Source organism: Paenibacillus sp. ISL-20 (assembly GCF_018613005.1).
GTDB lineage: Bacteria > Bacillota > Bacilli > Paenibacillales > Paenibacillaceae > Paenibacillus_AQ.
Map to the genome: position 1 here is coordinate 80,038 of NZ_JAGGRD010000019.1, position 24,843 is coordinate 104,880.

At 51.5% G+C, this 24,843-nt stretch carries 24 protein-coding genes, 1 pseudogene and 1 riboswitch; of the genes and pseudogenes, 10 read left to right on the forward strand and 15 right to left on the reverse strand.

Annotated features, from left to right (window positions below; all coding sequences use genetic code 11):
- Nucleotides 1-2: 2 nt before the first annotated feature.
- From J7E85_RS11465 to J7E85_RS11480, 4 genes are all read right to left on the reverse strand, one after another.
- The gene (locus J7E85_RS11465; protein ID WP_076324791.1) at nucleotides 3-572 is read right to left on the reverse strand and encodes a TetR/AcrR family transcriptional regulator; all 570 of its coding nucleotides are present in this window, start codon (nucleotides 570-572) and stop codon (nucleotides 3-5) included.
- A 264-nt stretch (nucleotides 573-836) separates the two neighbouring features.
- Complete coding sequence (locus tag J7E85_RS11470) at nucleotides 837-1,643, reverse strand: energy-coupling factor transporter transmembrane component T family protein (protein WP_215157891.1); 807 nt, start codon at nucleotides 1,641-1,643, stop codon at nucleotides 837-839.
- Nucleotides 1,640-3,316 carry an ABC transporter ATP-binding protein gene (locus tag J7E85_RS11475; RefSeq protein ID WP_215157893.1) on the reverse strand — a complete coding sequence of 559 codons (1,677 nt, stop codon included), beginning with the start codon at nucleotides 3,314-3,316 and terminating at the stop codon, nucleotides 1,640-1,642. Before J7E85_RS11475 ends, J7E85_RS11470 begins: the two co-directional genes overlap by 4 nt.
- On the reverse strand, nucleotides 3,309-3,938 hold the full coding sequence (locus J7E85_RS11480) for an ECF transporter S component (protein WP_100539197.1): 630 nt from the start codon (nucleotides 3,936-3,938) through the stop codon (nucleotides 3,309-3,311). Before J7E85_RS11480 ends, J7E85_RS11475 begins: the two co-directional genes overlap by 8 nt.
- Before the next feature lie 91 nt (nucleotides 3,939-4,029).
- Nucleotides 4,030-4,142, reverse strand: a riboswitch (TPP riboswitch).
- A 163-nt stretch (nucleotides 4,143-4,305) separates the two neighbouring features.
- Between J7E85_RS11480 and asd the strand changes: the two genes are divergently transcribed.
- Nucleotides 4,306-5,109, forward strand: a complete 804-nt coding sequence (gene asd, locus J7E85_RS11485; protein ID WP_076324795.1) for an archaetidylserine decarboxylase — start codon at nucleotides 4,306-4,308, stop codon at nucleotides 5,107-5,109.
- A gap of 69 nt (nucleotides 5,110-5,178) precedes the next feature.
- Here asd and J7E85_RS11490 read toward each other — a convergent pair whose 3' ends face one another.
- The 3 genes from J7E85_RS11490 to pdxR all read right to left on the reverse strand — a co-directional run bounded on the left by J7E85_RS11490 (nucleotide 5,179) and on the right by pdxR (nucleotide 8,965).
- On the reverse strand, nucleotides 5,179-6,033 hold the full coding sequence (locus tag J7E85_RS11490) for an SDR family oxidoreductase (protein ID WP_215157894.1): 855 nt from the start codon (nucleotides 6,031-6,033) through the stop codon (nucleotides 5,179-5,181).
- Nucleotides 6,034-6,656: 623 nt separating this feature from the next.
- Nucleotides 6,657-7,442 (reverse strand): helix-turn-helix domain-containing protein, encoded by a 786-nt coding sequence (locus J7E85_RS11495; protein WP_076324797.1) that lies wholly within the window; start codon nucleotides 7,440-7,442, stop codon nucleotides 6,657-6,659.
- 59 nt (nucleotides 7,443-7,501) lie between these two features.
- Nucleotides 7,502-8,965, reverse strand: a complete 1,464-nt coding sequence (gene pdxR / locus J7E85_RS11500) for a MocR-like pyridoxine biosynthesis transcription factor PdxR (RefSeq protein ID WP_215157896.1) — start codon at nucleotides 8,963-8,965, stop codon at nucleotides 7,502-7,504.
- A 123-nt stretch (nucleotides 8,966-9,088) separates the two neighbouring features.
- On the opposite strand from pdxR, the gene J7E85_RS11505 reads away from it, so the two are divergent.
- Nucleotides 9,089-9,703, forward strand: a complete 615-nt coding sequence (locus J7E85_RS11505) for a pyridoxamine 5'-phosphate oxidase family protein (protein WP_215157898.1) — start codon at nucleotides 9,089-9,091, stop codon at nucleotides 9,701-9,703.
- A gap of 125 nt (nucleotides 9,704-9,828) precedes the next feature.
- Nucleotides 9,829-11,127, forward strand: a complete 1,299-nt coding sequence (locus J7E85_RS11510) for an aminotransferase class I/II-fold pyridoxal phosphate-dependent enzyme (protein WP_215157901.1) — start codon at nucleotides 9,829-9,831, stop codon at nucleotides 11,125-11,127.
- A 116-nt stretch (nucleotides 11,128-11,243) separates the two neighbouring features.
- On the opposite strand, the gene J7E85_RS11515 is transcribed toward J7E85_RS11510, so the two are convergent.
- On the reverse strand, nucleotides 11,244-11,999 hold the full coding sequence (locus tag J7E85_RS11515) for a hypothetical protein (protein ID WP_215157903.1): 756 nt from the start codon (nucleotides 11,997-11,999) through the stop codon (nucleotides 11,244-11,246).
- A gap of 35 nt (nucleotides 12,000-12,034) precedes the next feature.
- On the opposite strand from J7E85_RS11515, the pseudogene J7E85_RS34005 reads away from it, so the two are divergent.
- Together J7E85_RS34005 and J7E85_RS11520 are read left to right on the forward strand one after the other, a co-directional pair.
- A pseudogene (locus tag J7E85_RS34005) lies at nucleotides 12,035-12,141 on the forward strand (transposase); the annotation flags it as partial.
- A gap of 131 nt (nucleotides 12,142-12,272) precedes the next feature.
- On the forward strand, nucleotides 12,273-12,395 hold the full coding sequence (locus tag J7E85_RS11520) for a hypothetical protein (RefSeq protein WP_009592125.1): 123 nt from the start codon (nucleotides 12,273-12,275) through the stop codon (nucleotides 12,393-12,395).
- Nucleotides 12,396-12,526: 131 nt separating this feature from the next.
- Here J7E85_RS11520 and J7E85_RS11525 read toward each other — a convergent pair whose 3' ends face one another.
- The 4 genes from J7E85_RS11525 to J7E85_RS11540 all read right to left on the reverse strand — a co-directional run bounded on the left by J7E85_RS11525 (nucleotide 12,527) and on the right by J7E85_RS11540 (nucleotide 17,096).
- On the reverse strand, nucleotides 12,527-13,747 hold the full coding sequence (locus J7E85_RS11525) for an ABC transporter permease (protein ID WP_215157905.1): 1,221 nt from the start codon (nucleotides 13,745-13,747) through the stop codon (nucleotides 12,527-12,529).
- Nucleotides 13,744-14,496 (reverse strand): ABC transporter ATP-binding protein, encoded by a 753-nt coding sequence (locus J7E85_RS11530; protein ID WP_213643262.1) that lies wholly within the window; start codon nucleotides 14,494-14,496, stop codon nucleotides 13,744-13,746. The genes J7E85_RS11525 and J7E85_RS11530 overlap by 4 nt, the downstream gene beginning before the upstream one ends.
- 110 nt (nucleotides 14,497-14,606) lie before the next feature.
- Nucleotides 14,607-15,953, reverse strand: a complete 1,347-nt coding sequence (locus J7E85_RS11535; RefSeq protein ID WP_215157907.1) for a DEAD/DEAH box helicase — start codon at nucleotides 15,951-15,953, stop codon at nucleotides 14,607-14,609.
- Between the two features lie 258 nt (nucleotides 15,954-16,211).
- On the reverse strand, nucleotides 16,212-17,096 hold the full coding sequence (locus tag J7E85_RS11540) for a LysR family transcriptional regulator (protein WP_215158121.1): 885 nt from the start codon (nucleotides 17,094-17,096) through the stop codon (nucleotides 16,212-16,214).
- Between the two features lie 209 nt (nucleotides 17,097-17,305).
- Between J7E85_RS11540 and J7E85_RS11545 the strand changes: the two genes are divergently transcribed.
- Complete coding sequence (locus J7E85_RS11545; RefSeq protein WP_215157910.1) at nucleotides 17,306-18,586, forward strand: adenylosuccinate synthase; 1,281 nt, start codon at nucleotides 17,306-17,308, stop codon at nucleotides 18,584-18,586.
- Here J7E85_RS11545 and J7E85_RS11550 read toward each other — a convergent pair.
- A complete protein-coding gene (locus J7E85_RS11550) occupies nucleotides 18,573-19,325 on the reverse strand; it encodes an alpha/beta fold hydrolase (RefSeq protein ID WP_215157912.1) in 753 nt (250 codons plus the stop codon). The genes J7E85_RS11545 and J7E85_RS11550 overlap by 14 nt on opposite strands.
- 147 nt (nucleotides 19,326-19,472) lie before the next feature.
- Between J7E85_RS11550 and J7E85_RS11555 the strand changes: the two genes are divergently transcribed.
- Both J7E85_RS11555 and J7E85_RS11560 read left to right on the forward strand, forming a co-directional pair.
- Nucleotides 19,473-20,414, forward strand: a complete 942-nt coding sequence (locus tag J7E85_RS11555; RefSeq protein WP_215157915.1) for a helix-turn-helix transcriptional regulator — start codon at nucleotides 19,473-19,475, stop codon at nucleotides 20,412-20,414.
- A gap of 46 nt (nucleotides 20,415-20,460) precedes the next feature.
- Nucleotides 20,461-21,294: a nucleotidyltransferase domain-containing protein gene (locus tag J7E85_RS11560; protein WP_215157917.1), complete on the forward strand. Its 834-nt coding sequence runs from the start codon at nucleotides 20,461-20,463 to the stop codon at nucleotides 21,292-21,294.
- A gap of 11 nt (nucleotides 21,295-21,305) precedes the next feature.
- Here the strand turns inward: J7E85_RS11560 and J7E85_RS11565 are convergent, their stop codons facing one another.
- Both J7E85_RS11565 and J7E85_RS11570 read right to left on the reverse strand, forming a co-directional pair.
- Nucleotides 21,306-22,079 carry an SDR family NAD(P)-dependent oxidoreductase gene (locus J7E85_RS11565; RefSeq protein ID WP_215157920.1) on the reverse strand — a complete coding sequence of 258 codons (774 nt, stop codon included), beginning with the start codon at nucleotides 22,077-22,079 and terminating at the stop codon, nucleotides 21,306-21,308.
- Between the two features lie 94 nt (nucleotides 22,080-22,173).
- Nucleotides 22,174-22,632 (reverse strand): chemotaxis protein CheX, encoded by a 459-nt coding sequence (locus J7E85_RS11570; RefSeq protein ID WP_215157922.1) that lies wholly within the window; start codon nucleotides 22,630-22,632, stop codon nucleotides 22,174-22,176.
- Nucleotides 22,633-23,050: 418 nt separating this feature from the next.
- On the opposite strand from J7E85_RS11570, the gene J7E85_RS11575 reads away from it, so the two are divergent.
- Entirely contained in the window at nucleotides 23,051-23,953 is a 903-nt protein-coding gene (locus tag J7E85_RS11575) for a LysR family transcriptional regulator (protein WP_071222421.1), read from the forward strand.
- Between the two features lie 53 nt (nucleotides 23,954-24,006).
- Complete coding sequence (locus J7E85_RS11580; RefSeq protein ID WP_215157924.1) at nucleotides 24,007-24,816, forward strand: histidinol-phosphatase; 810 nt, start codon at nucleotides 24,007-24,009, stop codon at nucleotides 24,814-24,816.
- The last annotated feature ends 27 nt before the right edge of the window (nucleotides 24,817-24,843 follow it).

Sequence of the window (24,843 nt, forward strand, 5' to 3'; positions counted from 1 at the left end):
TCTCAAGACTCCTCCCGTTTCTCTGCGGCAATGCCGAACAATAAGATGTCCATGACGGACTGCAGCAACTCCCCTAGCGGCAATTGATGCTTCACCGTTGCCCTCGAATCATAAATCTGATGGAGCGAGCCGAGATACAGATCAATGAATAGCGGCATATGAATTCGTTTGATACTTCCCTCGGCCATCCCCTGCTCCATCAGCTCAGTAACAATGCCCCATTCCTCTCTGAAAAAGGTGTCCAACTTCTCCCATTGCGCATAATGCGAGCGCTTCAGATCCGGCAGCATTCCCAAATCCATCTTCTCCATCTCCTGCGGCAGACAGATTAGAATCTGATGAATCTTCTCCAGAACGGTAAGCTCCTCATCCCCCGCAATTTCATGTTCGCGCTGCTGAATATGCCGGATCATTCCGTCGATGATATGTTCGACAATCTCTTCCTTGGATGAAAAGTGCTCATAGATCGTCCGTTTACTAATTGCAAGGCCGCGGGCCAGATCACTAACCGTAAAAGTAAATCCCTGCCGCTGAATCAAGCGGATTGTTTCATTCAATATTCGCTCGCGCAAGTGAACAAACTCCCCTTCTGGTACTGCAAATACGTTTTCGGTACCGCTAGTATTATAACGCCTCGATCCGCATGAAATCCAGACATGATTTCTATAAAATATACGTGAGAAGAAAAACGCGATCCGTGCATTTTATCAGGAGCCAGAACGCCGCTTACAATAGAAAGTTTTCTTGCGAGCTAGGCCCTCTGGAGTTAATCTGATCTCATAAAAAAAGAACCCGCTTATATACCTTAAGCAGGCTCTCATTGAGAAAACAACCCTTTAATCAAACCGTACGTCGCCAATGCCGAACCAAGGAAAATATCCGGCTGCCGCATAAGCGCAGCAGGCGGCAACTGCGAGTAAACCTATGACGAGAAGGTCATAGCGCGAGTAATGCGACGGGTAATAATACGTCCTGGACTTCGCCTGATCGCCGTCAAATTGCTTGGCCTCCATCGCGGCGGCTACCCGATGGGCCCGGCGGATACTCTGCGCCAGCAGCGGCACCACATACAGTCCTGCGCGGTTGACCATGCCGCGAACTCCGCGAATCGGGCGGACTCCTCGTACCTTCAAGGCTTGGCGGCGGATTACATATTCCTCCCACACCATGGGCAGCAGCCGGATCGAAGCCATGAAGCTGTAGGCATACTTCGGCGCCAGCCTCAGCTTCTGCATCAGGCTGTAGAATAAATCCACCGAGGACGTTGTCGTAACGAGCAGCAGCCCCTCCGAGGCAAAGGCAATTCCCTTAAAGCCCAGATGCAGCCCCCGGTAGAAGCTTTCTTCCGATACCCGGAACAACCCCCACTCCCACCAGATCGTCTCCCCCTTACCGAACAGCATCATGGAAGAGGCGGACGATATGAAGGCAAGCAGAAACGGAATGAAGAACAACAGCATTTTCCACGGCTTCACCCCGCTGAGCACCACGAGGCAGACCATAAAGATAAAGGCCTGATACATAACAAAATCAAGATCATGGGTTAACACCGTCATGAAAAACAGCGCACAGATCAGTCCCAGCTTCACCACCGGATTCGCCCGGTGCAGCCAAGTGATCCGCACGGGGTTCCATATATTCATGCGTTCACCCCCGTGAGGCGTTGATCGGCCCCGGCAAAGGTACCATGAGGGTCGGCAGCGCCATTCACTCCCTTAGCCGCCTGCTCGGATGCAATCCCGCCAGACCATCGGGGGGAAGGCATGCTTGACGTCAACTGCCCCTCCCGGATTTCCCATATATGCGTGGCGACCCGCTGCGCGATCTCCATTTCATGCGTCACCATGAGAATGGCGGTTCCCGCGCGGCGCAGCTGCTCGCACATCTCCAGAATCGCGAACGTATTCCGCGCATCCTGTCCGAAGGTCGGCTCATCCAGGAGCAGGACGGACGGCTGTCTTGCCATGGCCGTAGCCACGCTCAAGCGACGCTTTTGACCTGTCGACAGCTGGTACGGATGCCTGGCCTCCATGCCCGTCAGTCCAAAGCGTTCCAGACAGCGGTCGGCCTGCGCCTGCGCTTCTTCCGGCGGCACATGATCCACCAGCAGCGAGTAAACCACCTCATCCCCGATGCGTTCCGTCAGGAATTGAAGCTCCGGATTCTGAAACACGAATCCGATTTGGCGCAGCTGCCGCTCTCTCTTCTTCCGCACCTTCCTGCGTTTGCCCTGAATGACCTCTTCCCCGCAGAGTACATAGGTCCCTTCGGTGCGAAGCAGCCCCATCAAACTGAGCAGCAGCGAGCTTTTGCCTGCTCCGTTCGGCCCTACCACCGCAATGAATTGTCCCGGAAACACCTTTGCCGAAGGGAGGGTGATGACAGGTTTATCCCATCGCATTCCCCTGAAATCGGCCAGCTGAATGACAGGCTCTCCACGTTGAGGGTACGGAGGAGCAGCCTCATACAGGAGATTACCCAGCTCATCGCCAAGCCCGTTGACAGGAGCAAACAACTCTCTGCCCGCCCGGGTCTGCTCGTAATCTTCCCATACGCCGGGATACCAGATTCCATATGTTTGAAGTTCCTTCTCGTATTCAGCGAATATCGCTGCTGGGGGACCTTCGCCCAGAATCACCCCATCCGGGCTGAACAGCACGACACGATCCACGTATTTGGCCATTTCTTCAATCCGGTGCTCCACGATGATCAGCGTGCGCCCTTCCGAAACGGCCTTCACCGCGGACCAGATTTGCTCCCTGCCTTCCGGGTCGAGCAGCGCAGACGGCTCGTCAAGGAACAGCACTTCCGGCTCCAGCAGCAGAGCCGATGCCAGCGCAAGTCGCTGCTTCATGCCTTGGGACAGATGCCCGATCGGCATATGAGGCTCCTCAAGATCAAGCCCCACCTCGCGCAGGGCCGCTTGCATCCGATCCTTCATCTCGTCACGAGGGACACTTAGATTTTCCAGTACGAAAGCCAGCTCTTCATCCACGTACGGCATACAGAACTGGGTATCCGGATCTTGAAATACATAACCCCAAGAGCGCGGAATCAGCTGGGCCCCGCATTTCATCGGCACCTCCGTTGCGCGGGGAAACATCCCGCTAAGCACCTGCAGCAGCGTGGATTTGCCACAGCCGCTCGGACCGAGCAGCAGCACCTTCTCCCCGCGGACAGCCGAGAAGGAGAGGTCTTTGAACATCAATCGCTCCTCGCCCGGATACTTCAGACGCAATCCCTCCACATACACGGCCGGTTCCGGAAGCATCTCAGCAGACTGAGCCGAAACCGGGCTAACCGTGGCATTAGACATGGCGCGGATCATCCAGTGCTTCGTAATCCTTCTTCGACGCAGGACGGAGCAGGGATGTCACGCCCGTACGGTCGAGCGCTTTAGCCAGCAGGAGCATAAGAAGGCCTGCAATGACGGCGCCGCTAAGTACCCGCATACCGTATTTAGCGAGGAACATCCACGTCTGCAGGTCATCCGTATAGCTGTAATAGAAGTCCATGATCATCGAGCCGATGGCTGCGCCGGCACCGGCAATCGCCAGCGTCCACGCCGAGGTGCTCCGATAACGGAACGCCGCGAATACCAATTCAGCCCCCAGTCCTTGAATGAGGCCATACAGCAGCAGGGTCAATCCCCAGCCGCTGCCAAACAGCACTTCCACGTGGGCCGCCGCCACTTCCGCGATAATGGCCACTCCCGGCTTCCGGATCAACAAGTAAGCAAGCGTGGCTGCAGCGAACCACATGCCGTATAACAACTCATCCGCTTCAAAGAACAGCGGTTTTAACAGATTGTAAACCGAACCCCAGAAGTGATAAATGACGCCAAGCACCAGTGATACCAGTACCGTAACCAAAATATCGCTTAACCGCAGTCCTTTTCGGGGCTGAACCCCCAACTTCTCTTGCACAGACGTTCCCATAACAACACATTCCCCTCTCCACCTCTATTTTTGTGTAAACACAACAAAAAACCGTCTGGAAAAACGCGCAGACGGAAAAATAGGCCCTATGTAGGCAGGGTCGGATATTCTCTACGCTGGCATTACCCAGTTCAGATTAACGGTCAACAGCGGATAACAGCTGCAATCTCAGCCTGATTCACTCAAGCCCCCGTATTCCTATTCGGTTTTATGTTAACTTTAAAATACACATTCACTCCGGAATAAGCAAGAACCTTTTTTCAAAAATGGCTATTTATTGATTTCCATCTCATTCTATGTCAATATCAGAGTGATTGGCTTTTCCACCAACGTTTATTGCTGACACCTATGCACAAAGGAGAATGACATGGCTAAACAATTGCTGCGTCTGATGACTGAGCTGTCTTCCCGCAAGTGGCTGTCCCGAATCATGGGGCATTGTTCCCACAGCCGGCTGAGCCGTCATCTAATACCTGCATTCATACGAATTTATCAAATTCCGGCGCACGAAGCGGAGAAAGAAATCAACGAATACCGCTCACTGAACGAGTTCTTTTCCCGCCGGTTAAAAATAGGCCTCCGCGCCATAGATGACACCGCCGACGCCATGGTAAGCCCAGTCGATGCCACAATTTCGGCAATGGGCGTCGTCAACGCCGGTACCATTCTGAGCGTTAAGGGACAGGATTATACCTTGAGCGAGCTGCTCGCGAAATCACCGAGAATGGAAAACTACATCCACGGTTATGCATTTGTATTGTATTTAAGCCCGACCGACTATCATCGCATTCATTCCCCGGTAACCGGTGTTCAGGCGGAAAGCGAGCATTTGAAGGGACGCGTTTACCCCGTGAACGATTTTGCGATGACCCATATCCGGAATGTGCTCAGCCGCAATGAGCGCCTCATTACCTATATTGCGCATGAGTTCGGCGAAGTTGCCGTCGTGAAGGTCGGAGCCATGAACGTAAGCAGCATCCGTTATGCTGACGAGAACGTGAAGAAATACGAAATCGGCGATGAACTCGCGTACTTTGAATTCGGCTCTACAGTTGTGCTTTTGACGGAGAACGGCACGTTTACCCCTCGCGGTGACCTGGAACCCGGCTCCAAGGTGAAGATGGGAGAACTGCTCGGTTTGCTTCACCCGTCCCCAGCCAGAAAAGGGTAATTCCATCCATTTACCTTACCAAACATCGTATGACAAGTTAAGGCCATAAATCATTGGCTGCATGAGCGATTAACGCCGGCCCAGCACCCGATAAATGATCCGCTGAAACAGCCGATCCGGCAGTACACCCTTGATCCATGCGGTCAGCCGCGTGCCTCGGGGCAGCATATAGCGGAACCTTGGTTTGGACATGCACGCGATTTTTGCCACAAGCCTGGCTACCTCCTGCGGATCCCCGCTTCCTCTGGCTGTCCGCTCGGAATAGTCCAGCACGCCCTTCAGCAGACCGCTGTAGGGTGATCCTTCCTTCACCGTAAGCTCCCCAAAACTTTTGTTCCAGATCGGCGTACCATAGGCACCAGGCTGGATCAGCACAACATCAATGCCAAAGGGCATCACTTCCATGGACAGGCTTTCGCCAAACCCTTCCAGCGCAAATTTGGATGACGCATAGGGTCCATAACCCGGAAATCCGACCACGCCGCTAATGCTGCTCATGAGAATAATTTTGGATTTTCCAGTTCGCCGGAGCAGCGGCAGCATATGCTGTGTCACCGATACGGTCCCGAAAAAATTCGTCTCCATCTGCTTTCGCCAGCCGCTGAGCGGCACTTCCTCCACCATACCGCCTACCGCCTCCCCGGCATTGTTCACCAGCACGTCCAAGCGGCCATACCTCTGCTCTAACTCCAAGGCAGCAGCCTTGACTTGTTCCTCCATACAGATATCCAGCTGAAATACATGAATGCGCTCGACAACATCGGCTTGTTCGGCTCGGGCCAACAGTTCTGCAGCCGCCTCCGGCCTGCGCAGACCCGCTGCCACGTCATAACCTGCTTTTGCCAGCTCCAAGCTGATGAGCAGTCCGAACCCGCTCGACGCGCCCGTGATCAGCGCAACCTTTCCTGCTCCTGTCGTTACCACCGGATCACCGCTTGCTCGGCCAATGCCACTCTCTCCTTCACTCCCATCACCCTTCCGTTATTTGAAATGCCTGCCCGGCCATTTTTTCTTAAACCCTGCCTTCAACGCTTTATGCTTATCCCTAATATAACAAAATTTCGCAACGTCAGAATCCCTATCCGTATATGCATCCTTTTACAACGCAATCAGAGCCCCTATCCACATATGTATCCACTAAATAGCCCCACAAAGTGGAGCCTATGCTTCGATGCTTATTCCAAATACTTTGCGGGGACCCCAAAACATATCGAAAAAAGGGAGCCATTTAGCTCCCTTTTGCGTTCATCCAGAGAAAAGCGTATATGATAACGGGATTCAACGCCACCCGTATGTAGGCCAGGTCTCAATTAAAACCATACATCCTGATGATCCTGAGTCGTTGTCTTCATGCGGCGCAAGCGATTTCTGAAAATAGCGCAGCCACCACGGCTGAAGAAACGTCCACGCACCCGTCTTCTTGGGCTCATTCCTCTCTCCCCCCCCTTCATAAAATAAAACTGTATCTCGTTTTTTACCCTAAATCGCTTGTTATGAAACCATTAACCCCTCCCACCAATCAGGTAAGTTATGGAAGGGCGAGGGAATCACCGAATCTCGGACGGGCTCTTGCCCGTGTACTGCTTAAATTGCCGGCTAAAAAAGAAAATATCCCGGTAACCCAGCGCGTCGGCTACCTCCGTTACGTTCATGCCTTGATGCAGCAGCAGATGCTGCGCTCGCTCGATCCGCATCTGAATGATGTAAGATTGCACCGGCGTGCCGATCAGTTCCTTGAACTTGATCGAGAAGTAACGGGGGGACAACCCCGCTCTAGCGGCCAAATCCTCTACCCGATGGGGAACCCCCGGGTGCTGACGGACATAATTTGCGATTTCATGGATAGCCTCTGACAGCTGATTGCTTGCTTTTTTGACCACCGGCTCAGCAAGATCCGAACGCAGCAGATGAATCATCAGCTGTTTCAGAATAAGCTGCCCCTCCTCCAATGATCCATAGGGCTTGTCCAGATACAAACGCACGTAGCGCGCGAGCAAATATTCAAAATCCATCGTTTCCGTCAGCTTGCGATAGGATGCAGGGATATGTTGCACCGGGTCGGCCACATCAAAATGGATATATGTCAATACGAGCGGTTTCTGCGGATTGTGCGTCGCACTCGTATGATCTCCTGGTCGGAACAGGAAGCAGCTTCCTTTTCCCACAGCAAAGGGCTCGTCATTGAGCTCGACCGTGCCTTCACCGCTCCATACATAGAACAAATCATAATTCTGCATGGGTCTTTCGCGTTTTTGCCATTTCCAGCCTGGCTCACATACGATTTTGGCAAGCGCAGACATGATTATAAAAGAAGACGGCGATGCATTTAGCATCACGTCATAACCCCCTCATCTCATTCAAAAATTGACCTCTTTTCCATCATACCCGTTTTTTATGTTTTTTGCATGTCCAGCCATGCCTGCGCAATCCGGGTAACCCCTTCTTCAATGCTGGCTATGTCCAGATGCGAGAAGCCAAAGCATGCGGCAGGCAATCCGGGTATACGATGATATACCGATGCATCCCGAAACATGACACCGCGTTTGCGGGCAGCTTCTTGGAACTGGGCATGCTCTTCCTCGGAACGCAGCCAGTTCGCATAAACATGCAGGCCGGCATCGCCGGGATGAAGACGAAACAGTTCGGAGGCATGCGTATCCATCGCCTGGCGAAGCGCCTCATACCGTGCACCATACAGCCGAGTCATTCTTCTAAGATGCCGACCGTAACCCCCTCGCACAATAAAGCACGCCAGCGCGCGCTGCTCCAATACGGCTGGTGAGATCGGCTCGTACAGAGCCTTAGCCTGCACAACCGCCTCAACCAGGCTTGGGGGCAGCACGGCATACCCGATGCGGAGCCCGGTGAACATCGTTTTGGAGAACGAACCGACGAAGATGACACGTCCCTCGTTATCCAGCATCCGCAAGGGCTCAATTGGCTTGCCGTCCCAGCGGAACTCACTGTCGTAATCATCCTCGATAATAAAAGCCTGACGGCTTCGCGCCCAATTCAGCAGCGCCCGTCTTCGCTCCAGCGGCAGCACCGCTCCCGTCGGGTATTGACGGCTGGGGCTTACGACAAGCAGACCGGCGTCCCAGTCACGCGGTATCAATCCGGCATCGTCAACAGGGGATGGCAGCGGAATCCCGCCGCTCAGGCTGATGCCCCGATAGATTCCTTGATAGCCCGGATCCTCCATGACCACCTGATCGCTAGGATCAACCAGCAGTTGAAACATGAGGACTAGCCCCTGCATGGATCCGCTGAAGATCACGATATGCTCGGGGTCGGCCTGGATTCCCCGCGTAAAACGCAGGTGTCCGGCTATCGCCTGGCGCAGTTCGAGATCTCCCTCCGGCGGCGCTCCGTTCTGCAGCTCGCCCCCCCCGCTTCCACCTGCATAGGATAACGCGCTCCTCCACTCCGAATACGGAAAATCCTCCATGGGCATCCGTGCATTCGCGAATGAAATTGTACCTGGGGGAGGTTCTCTCAGCAGCATCTGTGCCGAGGTATAATCCCCGCTTTGGCTCACCAGTCGTTGCCCCCATGCAGAGAGCCCCGGCGCTCCCTCGACCAGCGGCGGCTGTTCTTCCATAGCTATCCCTTCCGCCACGTAAGTTCCGCTGCCCTGCCTGGACACAACATAACCTTCGGCCATCAGCATGTCATAACTCTGCGCGGCCGATCCTCTGGACACCCCATACAGCTTCGCCAGCTCGCGTGTGGCGGGAAGGCGGGTTCCTTCCGGCAGCTTGCCGCTATGAATGGCAGCACGAATCGCGTGGTATAGAGCCAAATATTTATATCGATATTGTTCCACATACGTCTCGAACGGCAATCCCAGTTCCATCATGACGACTCCTATCATTCTTGATATACAATTGGACTATATAAATTACTCTAAATTGGTGCTTTTTCCTTGTCAATATTCATCGTAAACTGTTATTCAAAATGATAGGGGGAGCGTTTAACCATGAGAAGAGACGAATTTGCGATGGAGGATCAACAAGAGATCGAGGATTTCCTCAGCGGCATGAGCTTTGGTTTCCTTGGAACAGCCGATGAAGAGGGAATCCCGCGCGTAACGCCATTGAACTTTGCCTATGTTAACGGAGCGTTCTATTTTCACGGCAGCCGGATGGGTGAAAAAATGGATCATCTGCGCCGGATGCCCGCCGTGTGCTTTACCATAGCTGATGAGTATGCACTGATCCCTTCCTATTTCTCCGATCCGGAGATGGCCTGCCCGGCTACGGCTTACTTCAAAAGCGTAACGGCGATCGGCGAGGTGGTGATCGTGGATGATCTGGAGGAAAAGGCTCTTGCGATGGAGGCACTGATGACAAAACTGCAGCCTGAAGGCGGATACCGCGCCATTGACGCGAATGACCGGGCTTATATCCCGAGACTGAAAGGGGTAGCGGTCATCAAACTCGCTCCGCAGCGAATGAGCGCCAAGTTCAAGTTCGGCCAGAACCTGAAGCCGGATTCGCTTCAGACCGTAGTCGAAGGGCTTGAATGCCGGGGCAAAGAACGGGATAAAGAAACCGCCGGACTGATATGCAAGTATCATCCTGGACCGCGTTAAAGCGTTACAATTATCCGTGACGGTTACTGGGCTAAGTGGTATAATGTTAGGCAATGAAAACGTAAAGGCAACTTGTCACCTACACTTACCTTAACCAAAAGTATTCGGAAGGAAGGAATCAGTTCATGAACCCATTGGTTGGTCAATTGAATGGAAAAATGCAAGCCGGCAATCCGCATGTGTACGACATGCTCTCCACACTCGGCAAAGAAATCTACTTCCCGAAAGAAGGCATCCTGAGCCAATCTGCGGAAGCAACGAGCCATGCGAAAAAATATAACGCTACGATCGGTATTGCAACCGAAGGCGGAGTCCCGATGCATCTGGGCGTCATCCAGGACAAACTTTCGGCTTACCAGCCGAAGGATCTGTACCCGTATGCCCCTCCGGCAGGCAAGCCGGAGCTGCGCTCCGTATGGCGAAACAAGATGATTCAGGAGAACCCTTCGCTTGAAGGCAAGAGCTTCAGCAATCCCATCGTCACGAATGCGCTGACGCATGGTCTTAGCATCGTAGCCGATTTATTCGTGGATGAAGGGGACGCCGTGATTTATCCCGATAAGAACTGGGAGAATTACGAGCTGACATTCGGCATTCGCCGCCATGGCATTCATGTAACCTATCCTCTCTTTACGGACGATATGAAATTTAACGCCGAAGGACTTCGTCAGGCTCTGCTCAGCCAGAAGGATAAAGGCAAAGCGGTCGTTCTGCTGAACTTCCCGAACAACCCGACGGGCTATACGCCTGGTGCTCAGGAAGGGGCTGCCATCGTGTCCGCGATCCAGGAAGCCGCCGAAGCTGGCATGAATATTGTCGTCGTTACCGATGATGCGTATTTTGGATTGTTCTTTGAAGATTCGCTGAAGGAATCGCTCTTCGGACGTCTGGCAGGCCTTCACCCTCGCGTGCTTCCTGTGAAGGTCGACGGTGCGACCAAGGAAGAATTCGTATGGGGATTCCGTGTCGGCTTTATCACGTATGCGGCAGAAGATAAAGACGTGCTGGACGCACTGGAGCAGAAAACGCTCGGCATTATCCGGGCAACGATATCCAGCGCCTCCCACCCTTCGCAAACCTTTGTTCTGGAGGCGCTGAAGGCGCCGGAATTCCACGAACAGAAGGAAGAGAAATTCGTCATCATGAAAGGCCGCGCCAACAAAGTCAAGTCCATTCTCGACAGCGGCAAATACGGTGATGTATGGGAATACTATCCGTTCAACTCCGGCTACTTCATGTGCCTGAAGCTGAACACGGTAAATGCCGAGGAGCTCCGTTCCCATCTCATCCATGAGTATGGCGTAGGAACCATCGCCCTTGGCGAGCATGATCTCCGGATCGCCTTCTCTTGTATTGACGAGGAGTATTTGGAGGATCTGTTCGACCTGGTCCACAAAGGGATTCAGGACCTGCAGAAGGCTTAATGATCCGCTGTATCTGAAGAAGATATAAGCTCCAAATAACGAGAACATTAAACTCTTCAGCCCTCTCACTTCCCTGTAGGAAGTCGGGAGGGCATTATTTATGTTCAGGAACACCCCTACAATACACCGTTCATTCCACCAAATATCCGACCTAAAACATTAAAATATATCATGATAAAAGACAATATAAGGGCTATAGGTAAAACGACTACAAATTGCATTTTATTTTTAGGAATGATAAGTAATAAAATTAAGATCATCATTAGATATACTCCCATAAGCCATGGGATTAAATAGTAATGAGTGTGAATGGGTAAGTAAGCATGACGTAATTCAAACCCTTCTGACAGCAAAGCTGTGATGGGAAGCGCCGAAACCATATGAGAAAACAATCCATTTCCACGCGCATACCACATAATATAAGCGCAGACAGGAGATATCACCGCGCATATACCCCAAAAGACAATGGCTCTCTCTGGGAAAAAGTGTAGAACAAGCACGGTGTAAGCATAATTAACGGTAAGCATCGATCCAAAAAAGGCGAATATTTTTACAGCTGCTAATTTGGGCGAGTAGCTAAAAACCGATAAAAGCGTTGCAACAAAAACCCATATACCAAGACGTCCACCGATATTGTCAAATACGGGGTTGATAACCGGAGTATCCACAAGTTTTGCTGCTAAACCCAAAATAACTCCGATCATGATTGCATTTACTATTGAAAAGACTTTTTGTTTTGTAGTTGATTTGTTCTCTACTCTAATCTGATTCAACCTATTATGTATTTTCATCTCATCCCCCCATTTCCCCATGATTATTTCCCATCCTAACATAAATGAAGGCCCCCTTCTTGCTGTTAGAAGACGCTTCATGTACGAATCGTTCCTCCCATCGCTGTTGCCCCCACAAACGGATCTACTCTTCTCGTCAGATCGCCAAAGCCGTTCGCGAGAATGTCATGTTCATGTGGATTGCCAGAAACAGCGTCCGGATTTCCGAACCATCAATCGCTTTTGGAACATTACTTTGTAGACAGCACCTTCATTTTTTCTTCTGTCACAAATAAACGCTCGCCCATACACATAGACGATTAGCTACATACAATACCGTGTACTACAAATCAACGAACTGAAAGGGGAATGAACATGGGTGCAGTTGAAGAAGTAAGACATGGTGGATACGGCGGATACGGCGGTGGATACGGAGTTGGAGCAATCCTGGTTCTCTTTATCCTGCTCGTTATCATCACTCGTTCTTTCTGGGTATAATGACAACTAGATAACAGCCGAACAGAAATCGCAGCTCGCCACACCACGCACTGCGATTTCTGCAAACGGAATAACCCATACTATAAATGACAATAGAAGGCCGGGACGCTAACGTCCCGGCCTTTTCCCATTTATTCGTCGTCATCGTCTTCACGCCGGCTCTTCCGAGCAGCAGCGCTTCGGAACAGAAATACAAGCACGATACCTGCAACCAGCGTACCCAATATACGCCCGGGGGCACTAAGAATGCCCGGAATGAGCGGGAGCCACAGCAGGACAGCCCAGAACAGCTGCACCTGGAAGATGAGCTTCCCTTCATTGTCGCGACGCGTTCCTTCCGGAAGCGGGTAGACATGCAGCCAGAACGATTCCGGATGAAGCTTTCGCAGTGCAGACAGCTGGAGTCCGATGATCATCAGGCTGATCAAATACACAATCGCCGATACCAGACTCTCCCGGGTTGCCCACACAAGAAAGGCACCCAGCAGTCCGACCCGAATCAGTATACCCAGAATATCACTGCGCGTCAGGCTCTTAATAAGAAGAAATCGATAGGCGCTTTCCTTCTTCCACGCCAATCCCTTGCCCCATCCTGACAGCCATTTCCGCACATGGACACGCTGCCCGCGCTGAGGCACATTCACGAACCAGCTCAGCACCATCATCACCCGGCTCGCCTGTCTCTCATCGACGGCGATTAATCGCTCCCAAGCGACCAAATGCTTGACGGGGACTGACAAGGCGGCAACATACGTGAGGCCGAGCAGAGCCATAAATAGGAGGGCGCGGCCCGGTGGATGCCATAACCAGGCGGCTAAGCTCAGCGCCGGAACGATCCAGCGGAGTGCCCGGTAGGCTGCTGCCGCGTTCCTTGACACCATAAGTTGCTCCTTCCAGCTCCCATAGCTGGACAGCAATTTAAACAGCGTCAGAACAACAAACGTAGCGAGCAGCGGTTTTGGCGAAACATCGCTGCGTATGTATAGAGGCCATAGAATTAACATCACCAGTCCTAAACCGATGATTTTATAAATGACGCCGCTGAACCACGCTTTACGGAAGTATTCCTTCATCCGGGATTCCTGCGGAATGAGGAACACCGTATCCGCCGAACGCAGATACGTGCGGATACTGCTGTTGATCATGAGAGGCACAAGGATGATCATCATGATCCAGCGAATCGGCAGATCTGGTGGAATATTCTGCAGTAGTGCGGTGTACCAGGCAGCGAACGCAATCAGCACGAACAGAAATACGACGGCTACCCCGCTCTGTATGACATAACCCAGATAGGGGAAAATTTCACCCCAGAACTGTCCGCGTCGTTTGACATACAGCTCACGCAGATTCATTCGCCGTTACCGTCCTGAATCAGCACATTAAACAGCTCCTCCAACGACATGCCGGGTCTTCCGGCTTGATCCTGAATTTCCTTCAGCGTCCCCTGAGCAATGATGCTGCCGCGGTGCAGCACGATGAACCGGTCGCAATAATTCTCAATCGTGGAGAGAATATGAGAGCTCAGCAAGACCGAAGCGCCGGACGCCTTCAGCTCCAGCATGAAGTCAAGAAGCGAACGTATCCCTAGCGGATCAAGCCCAAGGAAGGGCTCATCAATAATGTACAGCGACGGTCTGGCTACGAACGCGCACATGATCATCACTTTTTGGCGCATACCCTTGGATAAATGCGTGGACAGGCTGTCCATCTTCTCTTCCATACGGAACATCTTCGCCAGCTGCTCCGAACGCGCCTCATAATCTTCATGGGATACGCCATAGGAACGGGCCGTAAATTCCAGATGCTCGCGTACCGTCATCTCCTCATACAGCAGCGGGGATTCAGGAACAAACGCCAGGGCGCCGTGATAAGCTTCCGAATGCTCTGTGCGGCTCTTCCCTTGAACCTGAATACTCCCTTTTTGCGGATTCATCAGCCCGAGAATATGCTTCATCGTGGTACTCTTGCCCGCGCCGTTCAGGCCGATCAAACCTACCATCTCACCCGGTTCAACCTGAAAGGTTACGTCATGCAGAACCGGTCGGTTCATGCTATACCCGCCGCTTAATCCTTGAACAGACAATACCGGCTGTTCACTCATTATCAATCACCTCTTATTCTGAAAAGTCCGGTCCTTATGGATTTCGACCACATCCGCTGAATCGGACCCGAAAACAACATACCGGTTACAAGCTTCGCGTTTATGGAGTATTAGCTCCGTGGAGGCTTGTTCTTCAACCATTTCGGAGCGCCCTTGTTCTTGCGGTCCCGCTCCCTTTCACTCTGACGCTGACCCGATGCCTTTCCGCTTCCCGCCTTTCCATTGGCGCTGGTGGAAGCAGGCTTTCGGGCTGGTTTCTCTTTACGGGCAGTATCCCCGGCTGACCCACGTGGACCATGTCCTCGATCGGCTGGTGTTGAACGCGGGGCTCTTACCTTACCGCCATAAAGGGCGCGTTCTTCGATCGATATGCCCAGCTCGCGATTGAACTTGCGCATGATAAACGTCTGACGGTCCGTTACGAGCGTTATCGCCATGCCGCTCCGCCCCATGCGTCCAGTGCGTCCTGCGCGGTGTGTGTAATGCTCGGCATCAATAGGAGGATCGTAATTGATCACCATGCCGAGTCCTTCGATGTCAAGTCCGCGGGCAGCGACATCGCTAGCGACCAAGAGCTTGGTACGCCCTTCTCTAAACGAATTCAGAACCCGGCTTCTAGTCATCTTGTCGGCATCACCATAGATGGCAGCCGCATTTAAGCCGAGGTAGTTCAACTTCGCTTCAACCTCTGCCAAATTCTCGGTGGCATTGACGAAGACAATCGCACGGTCTGGATTGTAATGCCGGACCACGCGGCGCAGCATGTCCAACTTGTCACGCTCTTCCGTCACAAAATAATAATGCTCCAGCGCGGACGGCGTCCGCTGCTCCGGATCAATCCCGATTTCGACCGGCTGATCCATCTCCTTCTTAACGAGCTCTGCCGTTTCCGGACTTACCGTGGCAGATAAGAACACCAATTGACGGTCACGTAATGCACTGCGCAGAATACGATCCACATCGCCGGCGCCGCCCAGATTAAACACCTGATCCACCTCGTCCACTACGATCGTAGTCACTTGGTGCATTTTCAGTTTCCGGATTTCGATCAGTTCCCGCACACGTCCCGGTGTTCCTACGATCAGCTGCGGATGCAGCTTAAGCTTCTCAATCTGACGCTTGGCTGCGGCACCGCCGATAAGACCAAGCACACCGATTCCGCGGGCTTCCCCGTAACGCTCGCTCTCTCTCACAATCTGTACGGCAAGCTCTTGCGTCGGCGCAAGAATCAATTTCTGAGCTCCCTTGATCTCCGGATCGATGCCCTGAAGCATAGGCAGCAGATAGGCAAGCGTCTTTCCTGTGCCTGTCTGGGAAGTCGCAAGCACGTCCTTGCCTTCGAGTATGGGCGGAATCGCCTCAGCCTGAACGGGAGAAGGCGTGACAATGCCGAACTCCGTTAATCTGGAGGACAAATCCTCGGCTATTCCTAATGTATGAAATGTAGTTGCAGTCATATGTTAGTCCATCCTTTTTTTAGATATCAGAAGTCTATCATTCCAAAGCGCTTCTGCCTGATATCGCTAGAAAAACCTTCCGATACATGTGGTTTGTTTACTTTAATAGTGGTGGTAGCAGGCGTGTTTCCTAAACAGTCTTGTTCGCTCTTTTTCATTATATGCCAAAACAGGAGTCCTCACCAAATCAAACATCCTAAACGGCAGTGAACAGCACTTTATACATGGCCATTCGAATAGGCTTGATCCCCTACCTGTTTAAGGCAAAAGAGAAAGAAACGATTTGGCGGCAGCAGATAGCGGAGTACCTCGAAGCGTTGCAATTCCTATGCTGCGCTCGGGAATCGGCGGATGGAGCGGCACCTCAATCAGCTGACCTGCTTGCAATTCCTCGTTAGCATAGTCGCGAATGACAAAAGCCATTCCAAAGCCGCTCCGGGCAAACTGTACCAGCAGCTCAATGCTGCCAAGCTCGAACTCGGGTTTTAGCGTCACTCCCTGCAGCTCAGCATATTGATCAACATACTTTCTTGTGCTCCCGCCCCTCTCCAGCATCAGCAGCGGGTAGTTCTGAATATCGTGAAGGGACAACGGGTGCTGTGACTTGGCCTGCTCCGCAAATGATTTACCGGCAACTAAACAATCATGAATCGGGGAACTCGCGCGAAAGTCGATTTGTTTATCGGAAGCCGGTAAATGAACGATGCCAAAATCAATCTTCCCTTCCTTGAGAAGGGACAACGTTTCCGGGGTTGTGCGGTTGGAGATGCGGATGCGAATATCCGGATAGGTGGCGTGGAAATACTCCAAATGCGGCAGCAAGTAATACTTGCACAGCGTATCGCTTGCTCCGATATTGATTTCGCCGCTATGCAAATTATGCATGTCCGCAATCGCCTTTTCCCCGATCTCGATAAAGCTGAAGGCCTGCTCGATATAGCGAAACAGCACATCACCCTCCGACGTGAGTTTAACCCCCTTGGTTGTCCGAAAGAACAGCGGTCCTCCGATCGTTCCCTCCAAATGCTTAATGGTATGGCTGACGGCCGGCTGGGTGATATGCAGATGCTCCGCTGCCCTCGATAAACTGCCGAGCCGTGCGGTCCAATAAAAGACACGATACCACTCCATATTGATTTCCATCATGATGACCTCGATTTTATCAAATGATAACGGGAACCTTCATTGAAAGATCAACTTAGAAATCATCCGTTATCCGTATTCTTCTCTACAGAATCGTATAACATAACTGAAACTAATGTCTACTATTACTAATATCAATTTTATTTATGATAATTTTACTCATATAATGAGCCCTGTAAATGAAAAAGACCGTAGGAGGCGAACACGTTTTGACAGTCACAGCCATAGTAGGAGCCAATTGGGGAGATGAAGGCAAGGGAAAAATGACGGATGTTCTTGCGGCGCAATCGTCGTATGTCGTTCGATTTCAGGGAGGGAGCAATGCAGGGCACACCATTATTAACGATTATGGGAAGTTTTCGCTGCATATGCTGCCATCGGGTGTATTCTATCCAAACGTAACGAATATCATCGGTCCTGGAACGGCTTTGGATATGGAGGTATTGATCAAGGAGCTGCAGGAGCTGGAAGCAAGGAACATCCCCGCCCCCAAACTGTTTATATCGGAGCGCGCCCAAGTCGTGCTTCCTATTCATCGGCTGCTGGATGAACTGGAAGAAGAACGGCTCGGTGCCCGGGGATTCGGTTCTACGAAACGCGGGATCGCGCCATTCTATGCGGATAAATATGCAAAGCTGGGCATTCAGGTCGCTGATCTGTTCCACCCCGAGCGACTTCGTGAACGGCTCGAGCAAATGCTCGCCATCAAGAACGTGCAGCTGCAGCATCTTTACGGGAGAGATCCGCTAAGCGTTGATGAGATGGTCAAGCAACTGCTGGAGTCCTTCCAGTTCCTGTCTTCGTATATCGAGGATACCACCACGCTGCTGCAGCAAGCTTATATGAAAGGCGACCCTATCCTCGTGGAGGGCCAATTAGGGGCACTGCGGGACCCGGATCACGGGATCTACCCGTTCTCCACCTCCTCCTCCACGCTGGCAGGTTATGCGCCGGTCGGAGCAGGACTGCCGCCGTACGCCATCAGCCAAGTCATTGCCGTTGTTAAGGCTTATTCAAGCTGCGTCGGCGCTGGCCCCTTCGTAACCGAACTGCATGGGGATGAAGCAGATGAACTCCGCCGCCTTGGCGGCGATGCAGGTGAATACGGGGTTACGACCGGCCGGCCAAGACGAATGGGATGGTTTGATACGGTAGCCACCCGTTACGGCTGTATGGTACAGGGAGCTACCGAAGCCGTTCTCACCAACCTTGACGTACTGGGGTATCTGGATGACATTCCCGTATGCGTTGGCTACGAATTAGAAGACGGAAGCATCATTGACCATTTTCCGGTAACGGCCGATCTGCAGTCTGCCAAGCCTGTTCTGAGAACGCTGAAGGGCTGGAAGTGTGACCTGTCGCATATCCGATCCTTTGACGAGCTCCCGGAAGCCGCACAGCAATATGTGCAGTTCATCGAATCGTCCATTGGCGTTCCCATTAAGACGATTTCCGTCGGACCGAGACGGGAACAGATTATGATGAGATAACAGGGTAACGGCTGGCTTTCACTTGATTTACGAAGCCTTCCAGAATCCGCTGGACTCCACGGGGATCACTCAGCATAGGCAGATGGCCGGTGCTGAGGCTTTCCACCCCATCCGCAGACAGATTGGCTATCATGCTTTCCTGCATGGATAATCCGAACGCTTTGTCTTGGGTAAGCTTCACATAAAGCTTTGGCACATCGGGAAGAGACGCTTGAACGCGATCCGTATAGACTCTGCGGGATTCCGGAACAAACTCCGCTACGATTCGGGAGGCCTGCTGCTCCGGCAGATCACTGCACAGCCCAGTACGGATTACGGATTCGGGCGGCTTCGTGCCAGCCGTTCTTAAGATGAGCGGCATGATCACCCTCTGGGGAAACGGAAGCGCCGAAACAAACGAACCGCCGCGCTTAGGAATGGCCGCACCGATTGCAACAAACCCGGCAATACGATCCGGGAACCGGGATGCCAGTTCCATAGCCAAAACCCCGCCCAGGGAATGCGCAACAATGACAAACTTGTTTATACCCCACTTTCTCACCTGCTCCGCCATATGGGTTACGTAATCCTCCAGCGCCAAATGATGTCCGGATATCTCAGACCCATCCCGCAATGGGTAATCCACTTTCAAACACGGATGACCCAGCCCTTCTACAACGAAATCCCATACTCCTCCGTTCAATCCTGCTCCATGAATAAAAACAAATCCCAGCTCTTCTTTAAACCTTTCTTGTTTCATTCTATATTCTCCTCCCATAAAGGACCCTGTTCCAAGGATTCATCGTAAACCCTTGCTTCTTGAGAACATCATATCCTTCAAACAAGACAAATGTTGTCTTATTTAGAGAATAAGATAAAATAAATGATATGAGACGGAGGTAGTTCTATGCAGAAATCCCAGCGCCTGATTCAATTAATGATGATGATCAATGCAAAAAAATCGTTTACCGTAAAAGAGCTGGCCGATGAATTCGGTCTCTCCGTCAGGACCCTTTCAAGAGATTTGGATGAGCTGAGCGGGCTCGGCGTTCCCATCTACTCTGTGCAAGGTCGAGGCGGTGGCTACAGATTGCTGCAGGAGCGGATGCTGCCGCCGATCAGTTTTACGGAAAGCGAAGCGATCGCCATCTTTTTTGCCTGCCAATCCCTAAGCTATTTCAGCACGCTGCCATTCGGTGACGGAGCCGCCACGGCACTCCACAAGTTCTATCATTATTTGCCGGCAGATACCAAGGAGCAGATCGACCGTCTTAAGGACCGCGTTATGATTCACAGTCCATTCCGTGCGATGTCCACCGAGATTTTACAAACGCTAATGGAAGCCGTCATGGTTCGGCAAGCGGTCACCATCTCCTATCGTTCATCCGCCGGAAGCAGCCAGCGGCATATTCAGCCTATCGGTTTGTATGCAAGCTCGGGCTACTGGTATTGTCCGGCCTACTGTTTCACTCAAGAGGATATCAGACAGTTCAGAGTCGACCGGATCATTGCGGCCAGTCCCAATGCATCCATCGCGATCCGTGAAGATATCGCTAACCAAACGCTGCGTGACATACCGGAAACCGGGAATGGGGAAATGAAGCCGTTTGAGGTACAATTAACTTCTAAAGGGGTTTGGCTGCTTGAAACGGATACTCGCCTCGGTCCCCACATCGATAAGAACAAAGATGGTAGCGGAGTCGTTCAGCTTGAAATACCAGCAACCGACGTCATCTTCTATTCGGACTATGTGTGGCGTCTCGGAGAGGAAGCAACCATCATCTCGCCAGCTGAAGCGGTTCAGTGGACCCGGGAGAAAATTGAATCCATGAGGCTAAGGTATACATAAGGGTAAAATCGATTCCGTATAAAACATATAAAGGAGGAGAAGGTACATGACTTCACAAGTTGATCGTTTAATCCAGCGGATAACAGAAGAACTTCGGGAGGTGCCCGGCGTTATAGGGGTCGTACTCGGGGGATCCAGAGCTAAAGGAACCGCCAAACCGGATTCCGATATCGATATCGGCATTTATTACGATGAATCACAAGGATTTAAGGTGGAGAACATCGCTAGGGTGGCGCAGAAATTAGATGACGAGCATCGGGATGGGATTATCACTCCATTTGGCGAATGGGGTGCCTGGGTTAACGGGGGCGGATGGTTAGTGATCGAGGGTTATCATGTGGATTTCTTATTCCGTGATGTACACCGCGTGTCCGGCATCATCGACGACTGTTCCGCAGGCTTGGTGTCAGCCCATTACCAAACCGGACATCCGCATGCCTATCTGAATGTGATGTATATGGGGGAACTTGCGATTTGTCGTATACTCTCAGATTCGGATAACCGAATACAGACCTTGAAAGCCAAAACGGTTCCTTATCCAAAAACATTAAAGGATGCGATGGTCGGCTTCTTTACCTTCGAAGCATCCTTCTCCTTGATGTTTGCGGATAAAACAGCTGCCAGCGATGATATCACTTATGTTACCGGTCACTGCTTCCGCTGCATTTCGTGCTTGAATCAAGTGCTGTTTGCCAAAAATGAGTTGTACTGCATCAATGAGAAGCGTGCGGTGGCCATGATCGAAACCTTTCCCATCAAGCCGGCAAATTACAAGCAACGCTTGGACCAGGTAATCACACTGCTCTCATCAGATACAGAAAAAACAAAACAAGCCACTGCGCTGCTTCAGGAGCTTGTTGCCGAAACGGAAGCGTTATAGCGCCGCAGCTGTTATTTCTTATTCATCCATTTGTAAGACACGCGGTCTGCAAACCTTGGAAACAGCTGATACAGCCTGATGCCAAATGAGGCAAGCGTCGGAAGATTGAGTTCTTCCTTGCGCTTTCTCACCAGCTTCACAACCTGATCCGCAACATATTCGGCCTTCATCATGAACCAGCTCACATTGTTGACATAACCGCCTGTCGGATCTGCCAAGGAAAAGAACGGGGTATCAATGGGGCCCGGGTTTACCGTAGACACGGTTATGCCCGTGTTCCGCAGCTCCTGCCGGAGTGAATTGCTAAACCCAAGCACGGCATGCTTGGTAGCCGAATAGGCTGTGGATTTGGCCGTTCCGATTTTCCCAGCCATGGATGCAATGTTCACGATTTGGCCGTCTCCCCGCTCCAGCATCCCCGGCAGCACGGCTTGCGTACAGCGCACGATGCCCATATAATTGACGTCCATCATGTCCTGAAACTCTTCTTGGCGCATGTCCATAACAGCTTCGAACTTGCCGTATCCGGCATTGTTAATCAGCACATCGATTCTGCCATGGCGACGAAGAAGGCCTTCCATGACAGACTGCACCTGCTCAGGGCTCTGAACATCCATGGTTGCAAGCTCATGGGGGCCCGGCATTCGCGCACCCACCGCCTGCAGACGTTCTACCGAACGGGCGCACAGCACCACGTATGCTCCTTCCGCAGAAAGCTTCTCCGCGATCAAAGCGCCAATTCCGCTGGATGCTCCCGTTACGACGACAACTTTATTTTTCAGCATGATTTCATTATCCCTTTCTTCGCCGGCACAGCTCTTGATCCCTCATCAATTACAGAGCCTTATATACACGGCCATTGGGTTCATTACTCCTATTTTATGAAATCATGACTTGAATATCCAGCTCTCCGATTCCTTCCATTCTCAGCGGAATACAAAGTGCCTTCTTCCGAATAAGACTGGATGTGCTATCCGATTTCATGACTTTGGGAGGTGTAATATCCACGCTGACTCCCTGGTTCGATAAAATGGTGCTGGCATTGCCGCTGATCATGTTGCCGAGCTCTGAAATCGCGCTTTGTCCCATCTCATCCATCTCGGTGATGACATAGCCGCCCATCATCACTGATACCATCTGCAAGGCTACCTGCTCCTGAATCCCAAATACAATGTCACCGTTCATTTGGCCTGTCATGCCGATTTGGATCCAGATATGATTCTCCAAATATCCGATCTCTTTGACCCCAAGATTCCCCGTGGAAGGTGAAACCTGTATGACTTGTTCGATCACGTGTCGTGCGGACTCTAAAAAAGGATTGATGACTTCCGCTTTCATTCCTCATTACGCCCCTTTCACTGGGTTGTTGGTCAGGGTCCCAAAGTCCCACCTATATATTTAAACATTATAATGGATACCTTGTAATAAATCATCACAAAATAGCGACAGCCCTCATTCCAACAACTGTCTTGCCATGTCAGCTATCGCTTGAAACGCTTTAGTACGAAGATATTCCTTTCGCTTAAACGGGCCTTTGGTCTCACCTTTGTTCTATGTCTACTTTACTATTATCGGAAGGTTTCCCCATCTTTTAATAATAATTAAATGGAAATTAAAATGTTTTTCATTTTTTTGGCCGAAAACGAACAGGTTTGCTCCCTTCGTTGCTCCACCGGGAAGAATAACCTATAATTTAAATAATACAGATTGCACGCGATAGATGAGCGGAAGAATATATCAAGTAAGGAGGAAGGCTATGAACATCAGCCAATTGGAAACGCTTATTACCATCTCCAAAACGATGAGCTTTCGCAAAGCGGGAGAGCTTCTTAATCTAACACAACCGGCGGTATCCGCCCAGATCAAGAGCCTGGAAGAAGAATTTAAAACGGTGCTGGTGGACCGGAGTCAGCCCGTGACGTTAACCGACCGGGGGCAGGTCTTCGTGGACCATGCCGAACAGATCCTCGGGATCGTGGATGAGCTGAAGCAGCGGCTATCCGACCTTGATCAAACTCCCCAGGGTCATATTCAGCTGGGTACAACCACTTCCATAGCGATTCAGATCCTGCCACGGGTACTTTCCTACTTCCAGGATCAATTCCCTCATATTAAAACAACCATTCAATCCATGGCCTCATCACAAATCTATCACAGCGTAGAGAACGGGCTCATCGACATCGGGATCGGCTATCTGATCGAGCGCAATCCCAACTTGAGCACATCCATTCTGTACTACGATACCTTTGAGCTTGTCGTATCCCCTCAGCACCCGCTAGCCAAACTCTCTACGGCCAGCATGGATGTGCTAGGTGGAACCCCCCTTATTCTGCTAACACGTGACACCGTCGGCCGCCGCTTCGCAGATGACGTAATGAAGAAGCACGGCATTGAGCCGCAGGTTGTCATGGAACTCTCAAGCAGTGAAGAAATTAAACGGATGGTCGAGATCAATTTGGGCGCAGCCATTATATCGAAGCAGTCCGTCGCGACGGAGCTGCGCAACGGCACCCTGCAGATTGTTCCCCTGAGCGAGCTTGAAGTTAGCCACCCTGTCGGCGTAATCTATAAGAGCGGACGATACGTCAGCTCCGCTATGCGTCAATTCCTCAGTGATCTGAAGGGCATGCCCGAGACACAGTTCATCAGCAGCGAATAACGCCACATCAAACCTAGAATAATAACCAATCAAGCGATATGAAGGAGGTCAACATGAAATTTGATCTGCACACCCATCATTTCCGCTGCGGCCACGCAGACGGCAACATTCGAGATTATATCGAGGCTGCGATTGCGGCAGATTTACAGGTGATTGGAATCTCGGACCACACTCCATACTTCGGGAGCCCGGAAGAGCAGCCATTTCCCGCCATCTCCATGGCAAAAAGGGACTTTGCGGAGTACGTACAAGAAGTTCTGGACTTAAAGCGGGAATATGAAGGTAAAATCAAAGTCCTGCTGGGCATTGAATCCGATTATTTTCCGAATCATGCCCAGGTTTATCAGCAGGCGTTAACGGCCTACCCTTTTGACTACATCATCGGCTCCATCCATCACGTCAGGGATGTCAGCATCTTCAATAAGAACCGCTGGAAGAACCTGACGCAGCAGCAGCAGGTTGCCGATAAAGAGGAATACTTCAATCTAATCCGCCAATCCGCACGAAGCGGCATGTTCCAGATCATCGCCCATATGGATGCCATGAAGGGCAATTATCCGCTGTTCTCCGAAATCAAGGCCGACGAAGCGATCGAGGAGACGTTGAAAGTCATCGCGGAATCGGGCCTGGCGATCGAGATCAACACTTCCGGCAAAACCAAGCTGTGCGGCGGCTGGTATCCATCGGGCGCCATCTTGGAGGTCGCGCACCATCACGGCGTTGACGTCACCTTCGGCTCCGACGCCCACAAACCGTCACGAGTCGGAGATGAATTTGACGAAGTGGCCAAAGTGCTCAAAGAAATCGGATACACGGAATGGGTATATTTCGAACAAAAACAGAAGGTGACCGTACCTCTTTAAGGGGGTACACCCTCCTTCTGTTTTTTT